The organism is Lunatimonas lonarensis (genome assembly GCF_000390185.1).
GTDB classification, from domain to species: domain Bacteria; phylum Bacteroidota; class Bacteroidia; order Cytophagales; family Cyclobacteriaceae; genus Lunatimonas; species Lunatimonas lonarensis.
The window spans coordinates 252,226-269,714 of record NZ_AQHR01000085.1 but is presented as its reverse complement, the minus strand read 5'-3'; the positions used below and the strand labels follow the sequence as shown (position 1 = coordinate 269,714).

16 protein-coding genes are annotated in these 17,489 nt (G+C 45.4%); 11 read left to right on the top strand and 5 right to left on the bottom strand.

Annotated features, from left to right (window positions below; all coding sequences use genetic code 11):
- Nucleotides 1–169 precede the first annotated feature (169 nt).
- The 3 genes from ADIS_RS13880 to ADIS_RS13870 all read left to right on the top strand — a co-directional run bounded on the left by ADIS_RS13880 (nt 170) and on the right by ADIS_RS13870 (nt 3,673).
- Nucleotides 170–901 carry a response regulator transcription factor gene (locus ADIS_RS13880; RefSeq protein ID WP_010855193.1) on the top strand — a complete coding sequence of 244 codons (732 nt, stop codon included), beginning with the start codon at nt 170–172 and terminating at the stop codon, nt 899–901.
- A complete protein-coding gene (locus ADIS_RS13875; RefSeq protein WP_010855192.1) occupies nt 898–2,265 on the top strand; it encodes a sensor histidine kinase in 1,368 nt (455 codons plus the stop codon). Before ADIS_RS13880 ends, ADIS_RS13875 begins: the two co-directional genes overlap by 4 nt.
- 94 nt (nt 2,266–2,359) lie before the next feature.
- Nucleotides 2,360–3,673 carry a hypothetical protein gene (locus ADIS_RS13870; RefSeq protein WP_010855191.1) on the top strand — a complete coding sequence of 438 codons (1,314 nt, stop codon included), beginning with the start codon at nt 2,360–2,362 and terminating at the stop codon, nt 3,671–3,673.
- 144 nt (nt 3,674–3,817) lie between these two features.
- Here ADIS_RS13870 and ADIS_RS13865 read toward each other — a convergent pair whose 3' ends face one another.
- The 4 genes from ADIS_RS13865 to ADIS_RS13850 all read right to left on the bottom strand — a co-directional run bounded on the left by ADIS_RS13865 (nt 3,818) and on the right by ADIS_RS13850 (nt 6,970).
- Entirely contained in the window at nt 3,818–4,678 is an 861-nt protein-coding gene (locus tag ADIS_RS13865) for a DUF5777 family beta-barrel protein (protein WP_035806011.1), read from the bottom strand.
- An 11-nt stretch (nt 4,679–4,689) separates the two neighbouring features.
- Complete coding sequence (locus ADIS_RS13860; RefSeq protein ID WP_238325438.1) at nt 4,690–5,247, bottom strand: YceI family protein; 558 nt, start codon at nt 5,245–5,247, stop codon at nt 4,690–4,692.
- The gene (locus ADIS_RS13855) at nt 5,244–5,669 is read right to left on the bottom strand and encodes a Rieske (2Fe-2S) protein (RefSeq protein ID WP_238325437.1); all 426 of its coding nucleotides are present in this window, start codon (nt 5,667–5,669) and stop codon (nt 5,244–5,246) included. The genes ADIS_RS13860 and ADIS_RS13855 overlap by 4 nt, the downstream gene beginning before the upstream one ends.
- A gap of 905 nt (nt 5,670–6,574) precedes the next feature.
- Nucleotides 6,575–6,970, bottom strand: a complete 396-nt coding sequence (locus tag ADIS_RS13850; protein WP_010855186.1) for a hypothetical protein — start codon at nt 6,968–6,970, stop codon at nt 6,575–6,577.
- A gap of 120 nt (nt 6,971–7,090) precedes the next feature.
- On the opposite strand from ADIS_RS13850, the gene ADIS_RS13845 reads away from it, so the two are divergent.
- The 7 genes from ADIS_RS13845 to ADIS_RS13815 all read left to right on the top strand — a co-directional run bounded on the left by ADIS_RS13845 (nt 7,091) and on the right by ADIS_RS13815 (nt 14,880).
- A complete protein-coding gene (locus ADIS_RS13845) occupies nt 7,091–7,654 on the top strand; it encodes a LemA family protein (protein ID WP_010855185.1) in 564 nt (187 codons plus the stop codon).
- A gap of 6 nt (nt 7,655–7,660) precedes the next feature.
- Complete coding sequence (locus tag ADIS_RS13840) at nt 7,661–8,602, top strand: M48 family metallopeptidase (protein ID WP_010855184.1); 942 nt, start codon at nt 7,661–7,663, stop codon at nt 8,600–8,602.
- Between the two features lie 58 nt (nt 8,603–8,660).
- Nucleotides 8,661–9,545, top strand: a complete 885-nt coding sequence (locus ADIS_RS13835; RefSeq protein ID WP_035806007.1) for a DUF255 domain-containing protein — start codon at nt 8,661–8,663, stop codon at nt 9,543–9,545.
- A 136-nt stretch (nt 9,546–9,681) separates the two neighbouring features.
- Nucleotides 9,682–10,788, top strand: coding sequence for an SGNH/GDSL hydrolase family protein (locus tag ADIS_RS13830; protein WP_010855182.1), 1,107 nt, complete (start codon nt 9,682–9,684; stop codon nt 10,786–10,788).
- 53 nt (nt 10,789–10,841) lie between these two features.
- On the top strand, nt 10,842–12,266 hold the full coding sequence (locus ADIS_RS13825; protein WP_035806004.1) for a DUF1593 domain-containing protein: 1,425 nt from the start codon (nt 10,842–10,844) through the stop codon (nt 12,264–12,266).
- 594 nt (nt 12,267–12,860) lie between these two features.
- Nucleotides 12,861–13,892 (top strand): DNA cytosine methyltransferase, encoded by a 1,032-nt coding sequence (locus ADIS_RS13820; protein ID WP_010855179.1) that lies wholly within the window; start codon nt 12,861–12,863, stop codon nt 13,890–13,892.
- On the top strand, nt 13,867–14,880 hold the full coding sequence (locus ADIS_RS13815) for a BsuBI/PstI family type II restriction endonuclease (protein WP_035806003.1): 1,014 nt from the start codon (nt 13,867–13,869) through the stop codon (nt 14,878–14,880). Before ADIS_RS13820 ends, ADIS_RS13815 begins: the two co-directional genes overlap by 26 nt.
- A 155-nt stretch (nt 14,881–15,035) precedes the next feature.
- Here the strand turns inward: ADIS_RS13815 and ADIS_RS13810 are convergent, their stop codons facing one another.
- On the bottom strand, nt 15,036–16,142 hold the full coding sequence (locus tag ADIS_RS13810; RefSeq protein WP_051113322.1) for an amidohydrolase family protein: 1,107 nt from the start codon (nt 16,140–16,142) through the stop codon (nt 15,036–15,038).
- A gap of 220 nt (nt 16,143–16,362) precedes the next feature.
- Here ADIS_RS13810 and ADIS_RS13805 point away from each other — a divergent pair, with 220 nt between their 5' ends.
- Nucleotides 16,363–17,466, top strand: a complete 1,104-nt coding sequence (locus ADIS_RS13805) for an acyltransferase family protein (RefSeq protein ID WP_010855177.1) — start codon at nt 16,363–16,365, stop codon at nt 17,464–17,466.
- Nucleotides 17,467–17,489: the final 23 nt, after the last annotated feature.

Here is a 17,489-nt window from a genome sequence, read left to right as displayed (position 1 = left end):
TGGTGGCTTCACGGTGGATCTATCGGCAGTTTTTTCGTAAACCTATCAAAAAGAAGCCAGGATGTGGTTGTGATGCCTGTCTAAAATGACCCTCGCCATCTTCAACCATTTGGACGGCTGTGCTGGGTGATTTTTGTATATTGCGGGCAGACCAAACAGTGGAATTCGAATGAAGCCTATTTTGCTTATAGAAGACGACCCTGTACTCAATGCCAATATTCGTGATGCTTTCCTCCAAGAGGGCTATACCGTAGAGACAGTTTTTGACGGACAATTGGCGGAAAGGATGTTGCAAAGGAGGGATTATGCATTAGTTGTAATGGATGTAAATCTTCCGGGCAAAAATGGCTTCGATTTATGCCAGGCCTATCGTTCCCATAATCAGAAGGTACCTGTTCTTATTTTGACAGCTTTTGATGAGCTGGAAGATAAGGTGAAAGGGTATGGTTCCGGTGCCGATGACTACATGACCAAGCCTTTCTATATGAGAGAGCTGATGTTGAAAAGCCAGGTACTTTTAAAGCGGGCTACGATCTCTATGGAAGATTTCGGTTTGGAAAAGCGGTTGGTTTTTGATGATATCGTTTTGGATAAGCAATCAAAAAAGGTAACGAGGGATGGTACTGAAATAAATTTCACGCCACGAGAGTACCAGATTCTTTACCGTCTGCTCGCAGCGAAGGGTGATTTGGTATCCAAGAAGGACCTTATCACCGAAATATGGGGTACAGTAATGGAGACCAATACCAATACAATTGAAGTTTATATCAATTTTCTTCGAAATAAACTTGACAAGCCCTTTGGGAAGGAAACCATCCGAACGAGGGTTGGGTATGGTTACTACTTGGACGCTGACAAAAGATGTGGAAATAAGAAGGGAGCCGAACAGGTAAGCTCGTGAGTCTCCGAAAAAAAATACTGGTTTATTTCTCATTAACGGTGATCTTACTCACCGGGCTGACGTTGTTTTTTATCTACACACTATTTGCCGAGTACAGGGAGGAGGAGTTTCAGCAGCGACAGTTGGAGAAAATCACCACTACTCTCCATTTTTTGAGTGAAATACGCCGAATGGATAGCGATATTTTGGCGTCGCTTGAAGAGGTATCCATCCAAAAAATATACGACGAAAAGCTGTTGATTTTCAATGAAGAGCGTGAGTTGATCTACGAAAGCCTGGATGATACGTCTATCGAGCAGCCTGAGCAGATCCTGGCGAATCTTTCGAGCGATAGCCCATGGATTGAAACAAAAGATGGGTTGTACGATCTCGTGGGCGTATATTTTGAGTTTGACGAAAATAAGTATTTTGGTATAAGTAAAGCGTACGATGCATTTGGCTATTCCAAGCTGGTTTTTTTGAGGAAAGTGCTTTGGGGGGCATTTTTCGGCATTGGCCTAGTGGTGATCGTCGTGTCGGTTTATCTTTCGGAACGGATTTCCAACCCTATCACCCAGTTAGCCGAGCGAATGAAGCTGGTTCGGATTCAGGACAAAGAACGGGCTATTTCAGTGGGCGAAAGCAGTTACGAGATCGACATCCTCGTAAATAGATACAATGAGCTGATGGATAGGTTGCATGAGGCATTTGCATTTCAAAAACACGCCATCCATCACATTTCCCATGAGTTGAAAACACCTATTGCCGTATTGGTTACCAACTTTGAAAAAATCGAGGGGGAGTCCAACTTGGCAGAGATAAAGAAGTTGGTTTCGAGCCAGAAAGAAGGCACGAAAAGTTTAGGAGAAATGGTGAATGTGTTGCTTGAAATCTCAAAGGCTGAGTCAGGAAGCAGCATGGCCGATGAACCCATTCGAATGGATGAACTGATTTTTGACCTTGCCGATGAGTTTAGGAACCTCTACCCCGACTTCCATTTCTCCATTCGATATGGAGAAGTGATGGATGATGAGAAACTCCTCACCATCCTTGGTAATTCACGCTTGATGCGGGCTGCAATTTCAAACCTGATGACAAATTGTATTGCTTTTAGCGAAAACCGCCAAGCGGAGGTAGTGCTGACGGGAAACGCAGATCGATTGAACATCCATTTCACCAACAAAGGAAAAACACTGGACGAAAAAGACCAAAAGTTTCTGTTTCAGCATTTTTTTCGTGGATCCAACAGCTATGGCACCAAGGGCTTCGGGTTGGGATTGGTACTGGTGCAAAAAATTGCAGCGTTACATCGGGGAGAGATCATCTATGTGGCCAAAGAGCCAGAAAGCAACAGGTTCACGTTGGTATTCCCCGTTAATCTGTAGTTTGGAAGATCTGCCCTCTATTTTAAGGGCAATTTTAGGTTCTTTAAGGAGATCTTAAGCTTAGAGCTTTCACTTTTGTGAAAAAATCACCGGTATGACCCCTAAGTTTTGTTTGTTGGTTTGTTTCTCCTTTTTCCGACTCTGTATTGACACTTTTGCACAAGACGATCCTACCGATTCGAAAAGGAGGAAGTTGGTGGACACGCTTACCTACGAAACCCAAAGTGGTTTGCCCATAGCGGCATCGAAGATCTATTTTACGGATGCGAAGTTCACTTTTTCAGGCTTTGGTGAGACGAACTACGTGAACTACAGCGGATCGAAAAATAGAGGATCAAGTGACTTGGAACTGTACTACACCAATCTGCAGCGATTTGTCGCCTACGCTGCGTGGAAGCCAGTCAATTGGTTGGTGGTGTATGGAGAGTTTTTTGCGGAATTTCTCAATGATGGCAGCATGGAAAACGACTTCGAATACCTTCCGGAGTTTTTTCTTGACTTTTTGCTCGACGAAAGATTTAACATACGGGTAGGCACCCATCAGCCGGGTATCGGGTTTATCAATAATAACGATGAGCCCATAATGTTTTACAGTGTAAACAGGCCAGAGGCAGAGAGGCTTATTATTCCTTCCCAGTGGATTGATCTAGGTGTAACCTTTTATGGAACGCTAAAGGAGAATTTGAAGTGGAGCATGGGTGTTTTTCAGGGCTTGGATTTGGAAAACCTAAACGGGGCGACCTGGATCAGACGGGGCCGCGATAATGCGCTGCGGTTTAATTTTGGCTCATTTGTATTTAATCCAAAATTGGTGTACCACGGGATGGAAGACACGGAGTTTTCTGTCAGTGGCCTCTTTACTACGATGGGCAAAGATAAGCGGGTTGCTATGGGAGAGGGGCTGGTCGGCGTAGATGCCCAAACACGCCTATTCAGCACCTATGTTCGACATAAGCGAGGAAACTGGAATTTCATGTTTTTGGGAACCTACGGACAAATGAAGAATACGGACAGAATTTACCGCTTTTTGGACAATACGCAAGTAATGGGACAGCAGGTTTATGGTGGATATGTTGAAACCAGTTACAATATTCTGCCGCTTCTGGCTACCTCAAAAAAAGAGGGTGACACAAAGAAAACCAATGGGCTGTTCCGAAAGCATGAGTTCCAGCTACCTGTTTTTGTGAGGCTGGAGCTCCTGAATACCCATGCAGACATTCATCCATTGTTACAGGATGTCCCGATGAATCAAACCGATCTTACCTCCCTAACGCTGGGTGCCAATTTTAATCCACGTAGAAATATGGTTATCAAATCCAATTATCAGTTTCGGTGGAACGCACATGCTTTGCCTGATGGAAGCAGTGAGGGAAATCGGATTGAGATGGGAATTGGGTTCATCTTTTAGGTTTTAAACGTTCCTAAATTGTTCGCGTTCATCGGGTTGTACGTACTCCAGTTGGACGCCCAAAATCGCCTAGGTTGCCATCGTTGTACCCTGTTTAGCTTGCTTCGCACCGGTCCCGTTTGGAGGCCTTGGTTTATTCCGTATTTACCGACTGTACCCAAATACCCGGTTCACATTGAATCCGAGGCGAAACTGATCGCCAGGCCTGCCGTTACCTCCTGCCAACAAGTAGGTTTCCGTTAAAAATGGCGAGGTGACAAAATATAGTTGGAATACATGCCCTCCTGCTTCCAGATCAATACCCACACCCACATTATTGCGCAATTGATTGTTTAGATTTCCGATCCATTGACCCGTCAGCGAAGTTTTTCCGGTCAGTTTGTATTTTCCGCTGATGCCCAAGGCTGTGTATAAATTCTGATCTCCTTCAATAAAAAAAATAGGATTGGGGTCGACAAAGTATGCAGCCATGGGGCTGATCTGTACACTGATCCGGTTGGAGAATTTCCGTGCGATCATCCATTGCAGGGCGTAGGAAGTTCGTTCGGAAAACGTTGGTTCTCCCCCGATCAAAAAGCTGTAATCAGACGAATTGACCGATGTACCACCCATAACGGAGAGTGAAAGGGGCATCCGGTTATCCATTGTTTGCTTTAAAAGATGGTACCGGCCATAAACCGTGTACATCTTATCCCGGCTTTGTCTCGCCATACCGATTGAAGCTTTCTCCGACAGACCGTATTCCAGGCTGAATTGGATGTTTGCGCCATTGTCCAATCCAAATAAATCCCGCGCCCCATTATCGATTGTTCCGAATGTATGCATGATCGCAAAGTGGAGATTGCCCCGGTCTACCGGCTCCACAGTGAACAAGTTTATTTGTCGCGGGGCATGAAATATCAGATCCACTTCTTGTGAGGGACTCTCCAGTTCACGGCTCAGCTGGCCAATGGCTACTTCCCTGGATAACAATAACATCACGAATACGACGGCGTACCTATACATAGTAAATGGGTTTAGGGCATTGCGAAATCGGCGTTGATCCGCACGAGCTGTTCCTCTGCAAGCTCGTAAAATACGACTTTAGGAACAGCTATGTCGAAATCACCCAGTAAAATACTGAAGTTTGCTTGAAGATTTAGCTGCTTGTTTTTTTTGGTCAAAATACCCGGCACTTTTAAATCCTTCTCCACCCCGTGGATCTTAAACTTTCCAATGGCCATTACCTCGATTTGTTTTCCTTCTTCGAGGGTGGGAAGGGTTTCGAGTTTTCCGGTAAACTCGGCAAAAGGAAACTTGTCAGTCTCCAGGTAATTTTCCCGCATATGCCGATCTCGGAGTCCTATTCCTGTTTTTAGGGTGTTCAGATCCAGGTAGAAATCCAGAAGATTTTTATCAAAATCCATCAATCCCTTCAGGGACGACGACTTTCCAGTAAACGAATTGAGCGGGGCTTCGGAAATGAATTCAATTTGTCCCTTTTCTGATTTGTAGGCTTGGCAATACGCCTCAGAACAAATCAGCATCAGCAAGGCGACTAATTGAAGGCCGATCCGGCGTCTCTCCCTACTCATGATGACAAATTTACGGTTACGATGTTACCATTACGTGTTACCGTGTACGTCCTTAGCGGACTTGCAGCCGGCCCATTTACCAATGATCCATCGGTGTTGAATCTTGAATTATGACAGGTACACGTAAACCGGTTGTTTGAAAATGTCCAATTTCTATCACATCCACTGTGCGTACAGACCGATGTCAATGCATTTATGTTGTTAGAGCCTGTATTTACCAACAATACCCTAGCTTGTGGGATTAACGTCCATCCGCCAGCTTCCGCCAATGCCGTGGCTACCGCCAAATCAACGGTTACCACGTTGTTGGCAACGGTTATCCCATTGGTTCCACTAGTAGGTGGGGTCGTAGTAGGGTTGCGACCCGTGGGATCTGTATCCTCCGCACAACCCGTAAAAAAGCCAATTCCAAATGTGCTCATTATACCTATTGCACCCGTTTTTCGTAGAAAATCTCTTCTGTAAGAATCGATTCTACCAGATTGAACGTCTTTCATAATTGTATTTTGTTATTTGTTAATTAACTAGTCTATTATTCATTATCCCAAAGCAATAGAATTTTTATTATGATCTGTCCCATTCTTTTCATGGGTCAATAATTGTTTTTCAGCGGTCACAACTTGTCCCGGTTTATCGGGATGGAATCTCGCATATATTCCCCGATAGCTATCGGGGCATGCCAGTATTTGACGTGATCCTCATGCCTGCCTGACCGGTATGCAGGCTCGATTTCATTTATCCATACCAGTTTTTCCGTGGTCACAACTCGCTGTGGGTTTTCGTAATACAAGGCAGGAAGATTCTCTTCGGACGGGAAATCCCTACATTTAAGATCAACTTCGTACGTCAGATTTCCAACAGCCTGTATGACGGCAATTTTACGCTTGTCCGCCTTTGGCTGCTCAACTTTATGCGCCCCAGACTTTTCATTGTCTATATACGTACAATAAGCTTACATTGGATCACCCGACTACCTTCCTAATCGCCAACACTCTTTCTACAAGAGATAGAGAACTATCTTCCTCTGATTAAATCCGCTTGTTTGCAACTATATTCGCAAGAAGAACAGCGAAAAAATTATTTTGTTTCGAAAAAAATTGGCTTTATGGCTATAAAGGATATGCTCTGCTTCCTTGGTTGAAACTTGGAAAGCAGGCCCCAAACCGATTTTTTCGTATCGGAGAAAATTTTGGTTTTTTCACGAAGACATAAAAAAAAACAGTCTGGTTCTTTTTAAAGGCGGGTCAATAGGTTTTCCCGAACCAAGGATACTCTGTAAATACCCGGCTGCGTTGACAGGGCAAACTGGTTGTTTTCTGATTTTAATCTAGCGAAACGGAAGTGTCCTTCGCTCTGAATCGCCTAGTTCCAACACCTCGGTTACGACATACTTACTGGCTCCACGCCAAGGGAGCGGATTGAGATACTCCTTATAGCGAAGTTCGACAAACTGTCCACTGGATCGTTCCAAGAGTAGGGCCACCGAATCATGAACGACGCTAAAACGAAACTCATTGCTTTGCAGAGCTCCGGGGTTGGGACTCTGAAATCCGTCCTGAACGAGGCGGCCTTCCCAGGTCTTGAATAGAAACCCCTTTTTCTCGAAATAATTGAGGTTACCGGCCTTTACTCCGTCGGCAAAAACAAAATAATATCGCCACCATATTCCGATGGACAAAATCAACACAAGCCCAAGTACTACAGGTCCGATAAACTTTTTCATGGATAGCTTCGTATAGTTTTTCCAAATATAAAAACAAAGCATTGAATTTAAATGCACCACAGATTGGTGTATGTGTCCATTATTGTCTAATTTTAGATTTAGTTTAAAAAAACGAACCCTATGAGCACTACATGGATTGTAATCATCGTCGTCGTTGTGTTGGCACTTTTTGTCATTTCGCTATACAACAGGTTGGTAGCCCTTAAGAACAACCGGGAAAATGCATTTGCGGATATTGACGTGCAGTTGAAGCAACGCCACGACCTGATCCCACAGTTGGTAAGTACGGTAAAAGGCTACATGGAGCACGAGGCCGGCGTCCTTACTCGAGTGACAGAAGCCCGATCCCGGGCGATGAATGCCAGCAGTATAGAAGGCAAAATCGCTGCGGAACAGGAGCTCGGAACGGCACTTCAGGGATTGCGCATCCAAGTGGAAGCCTATCCCGATCTGAAGGCCAATACCAATTTTATGCAGCTTCAGTCCGAAATTTCAGATGTGGAAAACAAGCTGGCGGCGGTAAGGAGGTTTTTTAATTCGGCTACAAAGGAATACAATGTGGCTGTTCAGAGTTTTCCGGCGAATTTGATTGCGGGGATGTTTGGGTTTCATACCGAGCCTATGTTCGACCTAGGTGGATCGGAGAGGGATCGCATGGATAAAGCACCTGAGATCAAATTTTAAGGGTTTATGTCAACATACATCGGTATTCATACCCAGATTCGGCGCAACAATACCCGTTCATTTCTCCTCCTTCTTGGTTTTCCAATACTAATTCTAGGGGCAGTTTATACGTTTTTGTATTTGACGGCACCTCCACCGGATTCAGGGTATATATACGACATTGACGAATTATTTATCCAAACCATCCCCGGCGTGCTGATTGCCGTGGCTGTTTGGTTTTTGGTGGCCTTTTTGTTTCATAGCAAGATGATCAACAGCGCGGCAGGATCCCGGCCCCTGGAGAGGAAGGAAAATATGCGGGTGTACAACCTTGTGGAAAACCTATGTATGAGCAAGGGAATGCGGATGCCCAAAATCCATATTATCGAAGATCCTGCCCTTAATGCCTTTGCCAGTGGCATCAACGAAAAAACCTACACGGTAACGCTTACACGCGGAATAATCGAGAAATTAAACGACGAGGAACTGGAGGGTGTGATCGCCCATGAGTTGATGCATATCCGAAACAAGGACGTTAGGCTTCTCATTATCTGCGTGATTTTTGTCGGGATTTTTTCGTTTGTTGCCCAATTACTGTTTCGAAGCATGCTATATGGCGGACACAGACGAAGGGACAGTAAGGACAACAAGGCAGTTTTGATCGCGATGGTCATCGCTTTTGTTGCGTTTCTATTAAGTATGCTGTTTCGCTTTGCGATTTCCCGTAAGCGCGAGTATATGGCAGATAGCGGAGCCGCTGAAATGACGAAAAACCCCCGGGCATTGGCATCGGCATTGCGGAAAATTTCGGGTAATTACCGGGTGAGTACCGTTAAAAGTGATGATGTGGCGGAAATGTTTATCGAGAATAGGCCGGACAATTCCTCCGGAATGATGAGTATGATAACAGGGCTGTTTGCCACCCATCCTCCGATCGAAAAGCGCATTCGAATTTTGGAGCAATTTTAGGATTGAATGGGGAAACCGGGCTACTAGCGGGCTTCTGTTTTGCCAAAATGAATAGAGAATGGGCAGATTTTTTTCTGTAACTGCTATCCTGATTCTTATGTGTCTTGGCGCAAAGGGTCAAGGGGTATATTTTGAACCGCTAACACTAAAGGACGCTCTTAAAAAGGCATCTTCAGAGGACAAGCATTTGTTTGTTATGTTCGGAACTACCCACTGCGGGTATTCTATGATGACTTATCAACGACTGGGGACAAACCGTGAGATCGGTGAATTTATGAACGCTCGGTTCATTAATGTGGCATATGGTCATGAGAATGGGCTAAAAGCTCAATCGATTGGTGAGCTTATGCATTTAGGTATTGACAGCACCTTTGTGGTACTGGAAAATAACGAAGAAACAGTCTTGTCGAATTATTTTGTGTCCTCTAACTTTTTCTTTTTAAACCCGCAGGGGGAAATTACCTGTTTTTTTAATGGTAGTAGGAATATTGAGAAAAGACTATTGCGGACTGCGAAAAAGGGACTACGGCAAAAAACACAGGTTCCCTTATTTTTTAGAACCTATTTTAATAGTAGGATGTACCCCAGAACTAAACGCTCTTTAGAAATGCTGTCGGCCACGATGTTGGCCTATCACCAATTGGAGCTGCCTGATAATCTTGATTTTTCTGACCCCAAATCTGTAGGCTGGGAGGATTTTCACCTTTTGGCTGAAAATGAAAACAACGCCTTGCAATACATGGAAAAATCGTTGCAGCTGGGCGACTATTATTTTAATCAATTTTTAGCAGCTGTAATTTACGACAAGGTTGGCGACTCCGAAAGGGCTCGATTGCACGCCAAGAACGCCTTGGAAAACTATCCAAACAATTGGCAGACCAAACAAACTGCCTTGATAGAAGCGTTGCTGATGCGGAATTTTTTTGAAATCCAATCGGATTGAGCCCGTCCTTTGATAAGCTAGTCAACCGTCTTCTGAGCTTGTAGGGTACTTTTTAGACGTAGTGTTAGGTATAGAGTCGATGGTTTGATATTTCCCTGTAAATAACCGAACTTGTTAATCTTATCATGTTTTTCTTATGAAGACAAGCTATACTAGTGCCGTCCTTGCCCTTTTGGTGGTTATTGCATTTTTAACCAGTCCTGCACTGTCCCAGCAGAACCTTAGTTGGATAGATCCTCTTGATTTTTCCCACAGTATCCATGCCCAAGGGTTTGACGGGATTGGCGATAACCGCCTACCTCCGGAAGCCGAAGGAAAAATAAGGGATGCCGTGTGGAATCTTTCCCGCCATTCGGCCGGGCTGGAGATACATTTCACTACCGATGCTTCTGAAATACACGCCCGGATGATCCCAACGTCCAGCCGCCTGGAAATGCCCCACATGTCGGCGACCGGAGTGAGTGGATTGGATCTGTACGTTTTGGCCGAAGATGGCAACTGGCAATGGGTAAGAGGAAATTACTCGTTTAGGGACACCGTTTCCTATACCTTTAAGGTCAATCCTGCTCCATCGGCTGGTCGGAGATATCGCCTTTATCTGCCACTTTACAATGGAGTGGATCAATTGAAGTTGGGAGTCCCCGCTTCCTCCAATCTGAGTGTACTTCCCAGAGGCGTAGGTAGCTTACCCATTGTGGTTTATGGAACCTCCATCGCGCAGGGCGCATGCGCATCCCGACCGGGTATGGCTTGGCCGGCTATCATGGGCAGACTGTTGGGCCGCGAGGTCATTAATCTTGGATTTTCCGGAAACGGCCGGCTAGAGCCGGAAGTACTGGAGTTTATCCATCAGATTCCGGCATCTGTCTATATCCTTGATTGCCTCCCCAATTTGGTTCCTGCCAATTGGACTGAGGAGGATGTAAAAGCCCGGCTAAAGACTGCCGTGCTAAGTCTAAAAGAGGTGCACCCCGACACGCCTGTCGTGCTGGTGGAACACGCAGGGTATTCCGATGCGTTCACGGACCGAGAGCGGGAGTTGGCCGTAAGGCAGGTAAACCGTTGGTCGCAGGATATTTATACCCAATTGCTGGGTGCAGGGGTAGAGGAAATCTATTACCTTTCAAAAGAAGATATTGGTCTCTCCATGGACGCGACCGTTGACGGCACCCACCCCACCGATTGGGGCATGCAGCAATATGCCGATGCATATGCACAGCTTTTGGAAGATATAATCGACTAGGTCAGGTTAAGGCGGCCTGACTCGATAAAAACACTGTACCAAACGATCTACCTATGACGACGATTCACCGATTTGCTTTCTTGATTAACCTAATGTTTTTGGTTGGTGGGACTGTGGCCCAGACTCGGCTAGCATATGAAAAGCCCGCAAAACAACGGGTGTTTGTACTGACGGACATCACCAACGAGCCCGATGACCAGCAGTCTCTGGTGCGGTTGTTGGTGTATGCCAACGAAATGGACATAGAGGGCATCGTAGCCACCACGAGTACCCACCTTCGCAACCTAACCCGTCAGGATAAGATCGAACAGTTGATTCGGGACTACGGGAAGGTCAAAAAAAACCTGGATATCCATTCTTCGGGCTATCCAAGTGAAGCCGAACTACTCGGTGTGGTGCGTTCCCATCTGCCGCTGTACAGCATGGATGGGGTAGGAGAGGGTAAAGACTCCCCCGGATCCAACTTGCTGATAGCCGCAGTGGATAGATCAGATCCCCGACCGCTTTGGGTATCGGTCTGGGGTGGGGCCAACTGCCTGGCTCAGGCCCTTTGGAAAGTGCGTCAAACCCGCTCAGAGGAGGAAGTGAAGCGTTTTGTGGAGAAAATCCGTGTCTACGCGATTTCCGACCAGGATTTTGCAGGCCCCTGGATCCGACAGGAATTCCCCGACATTTTTTACATCGTAGATGCCAGTGCGGGGGACAATTGGCGTGAGTACTACAAGGCTACCTGGACCGGGATATCCGGAGACCGATGGTATAAAAATGGGCCCGGGTATTATTTTGAGTTGGTAGACAATCCTTGGTTGCGGGAACATGTGATGGAAGGGCATGGACCGCTGGGGGAAAATTACCTTCCCTCGGACTACATCATGGAGGGAGATACCCCTTCCTTTATCGGGTTGATCCAAAATGGACTGGCTTGGTACAAAAGCCCTACCTACGGGGGATGGGGAGGAAGATACGAGCGGTATAGGTCCTTTGGTGAGGCAGGTAGTATTTGGACTTCCTCGGTGCATACCCAAGACGAGGTGCGCCTGCCCGACGGCCGCATCGAGGCATCGAATCAGGCCACCATATGGCGCTTCCGAAAAGCCTACCAGCACGACTTTGCCGCCCGTATGGATTGGAACATAGCCGATGATTTTACGGGAGCCAACCATAATCCCGTGGTGGTGCTCAATGGAAACGAGGGCAAAGCTTTGGCAACGGCCAAGGTACCTGTTGCGGCGGAGGTGGTGCTAAGTGCCAAAGGAAGCTACGATCCGGACGGGGACGCGCTGAGGTATCACTGGTGGGTTTACCGCGAGGCGGGTGGTACGGGCGGAGATCTTCAGTTTCCTGCCCCCCATGCCGACGAAATACGGTTTTCCATGCCCGATCTAAAAGGCAGGGAGCTGCATATTATCTTGGAAGTAGAAGATACCGGTTTGCCATCCTTGACGTCTTATCGAAGGATTGTGCTGTCCAATCCGTGAGTAATTAGGAGTGGTTGAAGAAATATTGTTAATCGCTTTGGTAAAAAATGATCCACTGAAATTTTTTTTCAGTGGAGTGGTTTTATCTTTAATGTTAGGGTCAAGTTCGGCTAAAAGAACCAAGAGCACATTTAGTCGATCAGGTGCTGCACTTGGTACAACGGTTCCGAAGCAGCCGAATTTGCAACAGGGACTACAGGTTAGGCTTGGGAATTTATCTTTGCGCAGGTGCAGGCAGAACGTCTCTTTTCCGGCAGGTGTTGTATGAAATCCAGGTTGTTCTTTAACTTTAAGGAAAATGGAAAAAGATAGAATGGTTTTATTTGTACTGCTCGCGTGTGCGGGAGGTTCGTTCGGAATTGTTCTGAATTCGTTAGTTGGTGGAGAGGCTACCGGTGAATGGACGCTCACGTCAACTAGCTCGATGTTACTAGGTGTCAGCTTATCGTTAATTGCGTTTTCTCATTTGAGAAATAGGAAGGCAAAGCAGCGATGGCGTAAGTTAGGTGAACCGCTAGGTCGGGAGCGCCGATAATCAAGTTGTATGCAAGTCAGAGAAACCGCAACCACAGCAAAAAATCGTACCTTTAGACCATGGAATATTGGGAAGAAATAAATAAAAAACTGAAACCTTGGATTGACACTGATTTAAACAAAACAGTGGTTGACCTTTTTGCGGGTTGCGGTGGACTTTCCCTTGGTTTTGAGGCAAATGGATTTAAAACGGTTGGCTATGAAATGGACGAACAGGCAACCAATACTTACAATAAAAACTTAATTGGTGAGTGCTTCAACGAAAAGTTGACAATTGAGACAACATACCCTAAAGCTGACATTGTAATAGGCGGCCCACCTTGCCAACCATTTAGTGTTGGCGGAAAACAACTTGGCTTAAAAGATTCAAGAGACGGATTTCCGATTTTTTTGTCAGCAATAAGACAGCTTGACCCAGAAGTGTTGCTTTTTGAAAATGTTCGGGGAATGCTTTACAAAAACAAATGGTATCTAAAAGAAGTGATTGAAGAACTTGAGAGTTTAGGATATTATATAAACTATGCACTTTTAAATGCTGTTAACTTTGAGGTTCCGCAAAATAGGGAACGTGTTATTGTTATTGGCTCAAAGCAAAAAATAAATCTTCCGAGAAAGGTAAGCCGAAAAGTAACAGCAGGTCAAGCCTTGGGCGAGCTTGCCTTTCAATTTGATGAAGATTCTAAGTTTTTTACGGAATCAATGGACAGGTATGTTGCGAATTACGAAAAAGCATCAAAATGTATCAATCCAAGAGATTTATATTTAGATAGACCAGCAAGAACGTTGACTTGCAGGAATTTAGCAGGTGCAACTGGAGATATGCACCGAGTAAGGTTAAAAGACGGCCGCAGACGAAGAATCACAGTTCGAGAAGCTGCAAGACTTCAAAGTTTTCCTGATTGGTTCGAGTTTTCAGGCACAGAAACTCATCAATACAATCAAATTGGCAATGCCGTTGCCCCAAATTTTGCATATCATTTGGCTTTAAACATCAAAAATCATTTGATTGGTGAAGCCGAAAATAACTATATCATCACAGAACACGAACAACTAAAATTATTTGAGAATGAAGCAGTATATCAGTCCCGATAAATCAAAAACCTTTCGTGAAAAAACACCACAGGTGCAGGAACTGATAAATACCACGCTTTATATCCTTGATACTTTTGGGATCCCTTTAGATGCCACTCCAAGAAGATTGGAAAGAATGGCAATTGCATTTTTAGCAAGTGGCGACATTAAAAAGATTGCAGACTTCAAAAAAACAAAAGATTTGAATAGTGGATACGCTCTCAAAACAAGAGATATTATAATTTACCTGAACAAGCATTTTGGAGAAAATATTAGTTCAGGTTCTTATGATGATATTCGGAGAAAAGACTTAAAACTACTAACAGTTGCAGAAGTAGTCTTGCAATCAAGCCCAAATTCAGCAACCAATGACTCAACTCGTGGCTACTCAATCAATCCAACTTACGCTGAACTTCTAAGGAGTTTTGGCTCAAAGGGTTGGGAGAAAATGGTCTCGGAAAAGTTAAAGAATATAGAGCCTTTAAGCAAAAAACTGAAAAGGGAAAGGGAAATCGCAAAAGTTAATGTTACACTTCCCTCAGGTGGAGTATTGACTTTTTCGGCAGGAGAACACAACGACCTACAAAAAGCAATTATAGAAGATTTTTTGCCAAGATATGGACACGGTGCCGAAGTTCTTTACGTAGGAGATACTTCTGACAAATATCTTTACCTAGAAAATGAAAAACTTGAAGAACTGAATTTCTTTGAGATTTCACATGAAGAGTTGCCAGATGTAATTGCCTATTCAAAGAAACGGAATTGGCTCTACTTGATAGAAGCAGTTCACTCTTCGGGTCCGATTAGCGAGCTTCGATTAATTCAACTTCAAAAACTTACCAAGGACTGTAAAGCTGACATTGTTTTTGTAACAGCCTTTTTGAACAGGCAAAAGTTTAGGCAATTTATGACCGAGATAGCTTGGGAGACAGAAGTATGGATAGCAGATAATCCTGACCATTTAGTACATTTCAATGGAGATAAATTTCTTGGCCCCTACAAAGAATAATCATGAAATACTAGGCATAGCTTCAGATATCGTATACAAAAAGGCTTTTTGTGCTTCTTAGGAAACCTAATATGCCAAAATTAAAATTTAGCTATTCGAAGGAAGTTCAGTCATAAAAATCCCTGTCTGCGTTTGACCGGGAACGATAGCTTGGCTCAAAGCCCCAGCATTTTTTTGGCATTATCGTGGTACACTTTCTTCAATACCTCTTCACTCAGTCCATAGCCGTTCATAGGCCAGTGGTATCCCGAGATTCCCCTGTCGTAAAAATGCTCGTCTTCCGTTTCCATGATCCGAAAGGTCGTCAGGTACATGGCCTCGTTTCTGCCCATGTCGGTTCCGTAGAGTATTCGGTCGGCATAGCGGCTGTAAAACTTGTTTACGGTACGGGGGATGGTGGCTGTTTCCGCATACCTTGCGCTGTTGTCCAAGTAGAGGTTGGGGTATTTGTCCAGCATGTTTCCGACGATGCTCAGGTCGTAGGAACAGTTACCGTAATGGCAGGCGATAAAGGTGGTCTTTGGGTTTTGTGCTACTGCATCCTCCAGGGTTTCCAGCATGCCGGCATGGTCTACGATGCCTTCTTTGTCATCCAGTCTCCAGCGGAAGGCATTCATCAGGCCGTCATTGGTTTCATCCATGGGTTGGTACATCCAGATAGGTTCGGCTACATGGATATTGATGGGGATATTGAGCTCCGCACATTTTTCCAGCAGGGGCTTCATGCGGGCATCGTTTACGTGCATCCCATAGGCCTTGGTAGGCCGGGAGTAAAATAATCCGGATCCCTTATCGCCCAGTTCGCCTACACCCACCGCTCCGGCGGCTACGCAGCGTTCCAGCTCCTTCACGGCTGCCGGTCCAAATCCCGGCTCGTCGTAGCCCGTATAGTCAAATCCACAGAAAAGTAAAAACCGCCCCTCATGCCGGGAATACACCTGCATCAGGGAATCGAATTTCGGACCGGTTTCATAGGTTAGCAGTACCGTTTTGTCTATGCCCACCCGGTCCATGGTTACCACCCAAGCGTCCAACTCTTCCACCGTGCGGGCATAGGTATGGGAATGCATGTCGATGACCGGGAATTTTGCCTTGCTGACCGGCGTGTGCTGATTTTTGTAAAGGGATACGGGCTTATGGTCTTTGAGAAGCAGTTGATTCACATCGGCTTCTGTTGTGATTTTGGTTTCGGTAGGATCACCGGGAGCTGTGCCGGTGCAGGCTATTGCAAACGATGCGAGTAAAAGCAAAAGGTATCTCATAGGTATTTTTTTATGAATATACCAGTTTGGCCGCAATATCTTATGGATTTCCCAAGTTTTACCTATTATTTTCTGCTGAACGGTGTATTTTGAGCCATTCCAAGCAAAGTTGTTTGGGCGTTTGTCGGGAACTAGTATATTTGAGGGTTGACCTTTCTTCGGATTAGTCAATTTGCTTGATCTAAACCTATTTTGAAGCGACTAACGATTTACCCTCCACATGTCTACACCAAACCTCACAGGCCAGCAACGGTTGGTTTCATTGGATGCTTACAGGGGCATCACTATGTTCTTGCTGATTGCAGAGAGTGCGCTCTTGTACCGTCATTTGATCGGCATGTTTCCGGAAGATTCCTTCGGACACAGCCTGATGATTCAGTTTACCCACCATCCCTGGAATGGACTGAGGTTTTGGGATTTGATACAGCCTTTCTTTATGTTTATCGTGGGCGTGGCCATGCCTTTTTCCCTCAATAAGCGCCTAAGTGCAGGAGGAGACAATTCACAGGTCACCCGGCACATCCTTAAGCGCTGTTTTCTGCTGTTTCTGTTTGGCACCGGTCTTCATTGCGTATACAGCCAAAAGTTGGTGTTTGAGCTGTGGAACGTGCTTACCCAACTTTCCTTTACCATCCTTTTGACCTACTTCTTGTTGCAAAAGCCTTGGAAGGTTCAGCTTGGCGTATCCGTGGGGCTGCTAATCCTCACCGAGGTGATGTATCGACTATACAACCCGGAAGCCCCCTTTGTCAAGGGTGAAAATTTTGGCAGCTACACCGATATGTTGTTGATGGGTAAGATCAACGGCGGCGGTTGGGTAGCCATCAACTGCATACCTACTGCCGTGCACACGCTCTGGGGGGCTATGTGTGGCAACTTCCTCCTGAGCCAACGTGACGATAACCAGAAAATCAAAGTCTTTGCGCTTGCTGGACTGGCAAGTCTGGTATTGGGCTATGCCCTGGACTGGACCTCCTTGACGCCGATCATCAAGCGGATCAGTACCACTTCTTTCGTGCTGGCCTCCGGAGGATGGGCCTTGCTTGCCTTGGCGTTGTTTTACTGGCTGGTGGATATGAAAAAGGTGCAATCTTGGACCCGCGGGTTTATTATAGTCGGAATGAACCCGATCTTTATCTATCTATTCGCCAACGTACTTGGATCGTGGCTCTTCGGTTTTGTGGGAATCTTCAATATGGGCGTCTTGGAAGCGATCGGTGTTCCCGAATCGTTCCAGAAGTTGATCAACTCGCTATTGACTTTGGGAGCCATGTGGTACCTGTGCTATTTTCTGTACAAAAAGAAAATATTCTTCAAGATATAAGCACTGTTCATGTAAAAAGAGGA

Coding starts and splice junctions, on each gene's coding strand:
- ADIS_RS13840 (WP_010855184.1), top strand. CDS start 7,661: ATGTCAACATACATCGGTATTCATACCCAGATTCGGCGCAACAATACC.
- ADIS_RS13805 (WP_010855177.1), top strand. CDS start 16,363: ATGTCTACACCAAACCTCACAGGCCAGCAACGGTTGGTTTCATTGGAT.
- ADIS_RS13865 (WP_035806011.1), bottom strand. CDS start 4,678: ATGTATAGGTACGCCGTCGTATTCGTGATGTTATTGTTATCCAGGGAA.
- ADIS_RS13845 (WP_010855185.1), top strand. CDS start 7,091: ATGAGCACTACATGGATTGTAATCATCGTCGTCGTTGTGTTGGCACTT.
- ADIS_RS13820 (WP_010855179.1), top strand. CDS start 12,861: ATGGAATATTGGGAAGAAATAAATAAAAAACTGAAACCTTGGATTGAC.
- ADIS_RS13855 (WP_238325437.1), bottom strand. CDS start 5,669: ATGAGCACATTTGGAATTGGCTTTTTTACGGGTTGTGCGGAGGATACA.
- ADIS_RS13810 (WP_051113322.1), bottom strand. CDS start 16,142: ATGAGATACCTTTTGCTTTTACTCGCATCGTTTGCAATAGCCTGCACC.
- ADIS_RS13870 (WP_010855191.1), top strand. CDS start 2,360: ATGACCCCTAAGTTTTGTTTGTTGGTTTGTTTCTCCTTTTTCCGACTC.
- ADIS_RS13860 (WP_238325438.1), bottom strand. CDS start 5,247: ATGAGTAGGGAGAGACGCCGGATCGGCCTTCAATTAGTCGCCTTGCTG.
- ADIS_RS13880 (WP_010855193.1), top strand. CDS start 170: ATGAAGCCTATTTTGCTTATAGAAGACGACCCTGTACTCAATGCCAAT.
- ADIS_RS13835 (WP_035806007.1), top strand. CDS start 8,661: ATGGGCAGATTTTTTTCTGTAACTGCTATCCTGATTCTTATGTGTCTT.
- ADIS_RS13850 (WP_010855186.1), bottom strand. CDS start 6,970: ATGAAAAAGTTTATCGGACCTGTAGTACTTGGGCTTGTGTTGATTTTG.
- ADIS_RS13830 (WP_010855182.1), top strand. CDS start 9,682: ATGAAGACAAGCTATACTAGTGCCGTCCTTGCCCTTTTGGTGGTTATT.
- ADIS_RS13815 (WP_035806003.1), top strand. CDS start 13,867: ATGAAGCAGTATATCAGTCCCGATAAATCAAAAACCTTTCGTGAAAAA.
- ADIS_RS13825 (WP_035806004.1), top strand. CDS start 10,842: ATGACGACGATTCACCGATTTGCTTTCTTGATTAACCTAATGTTTTTG.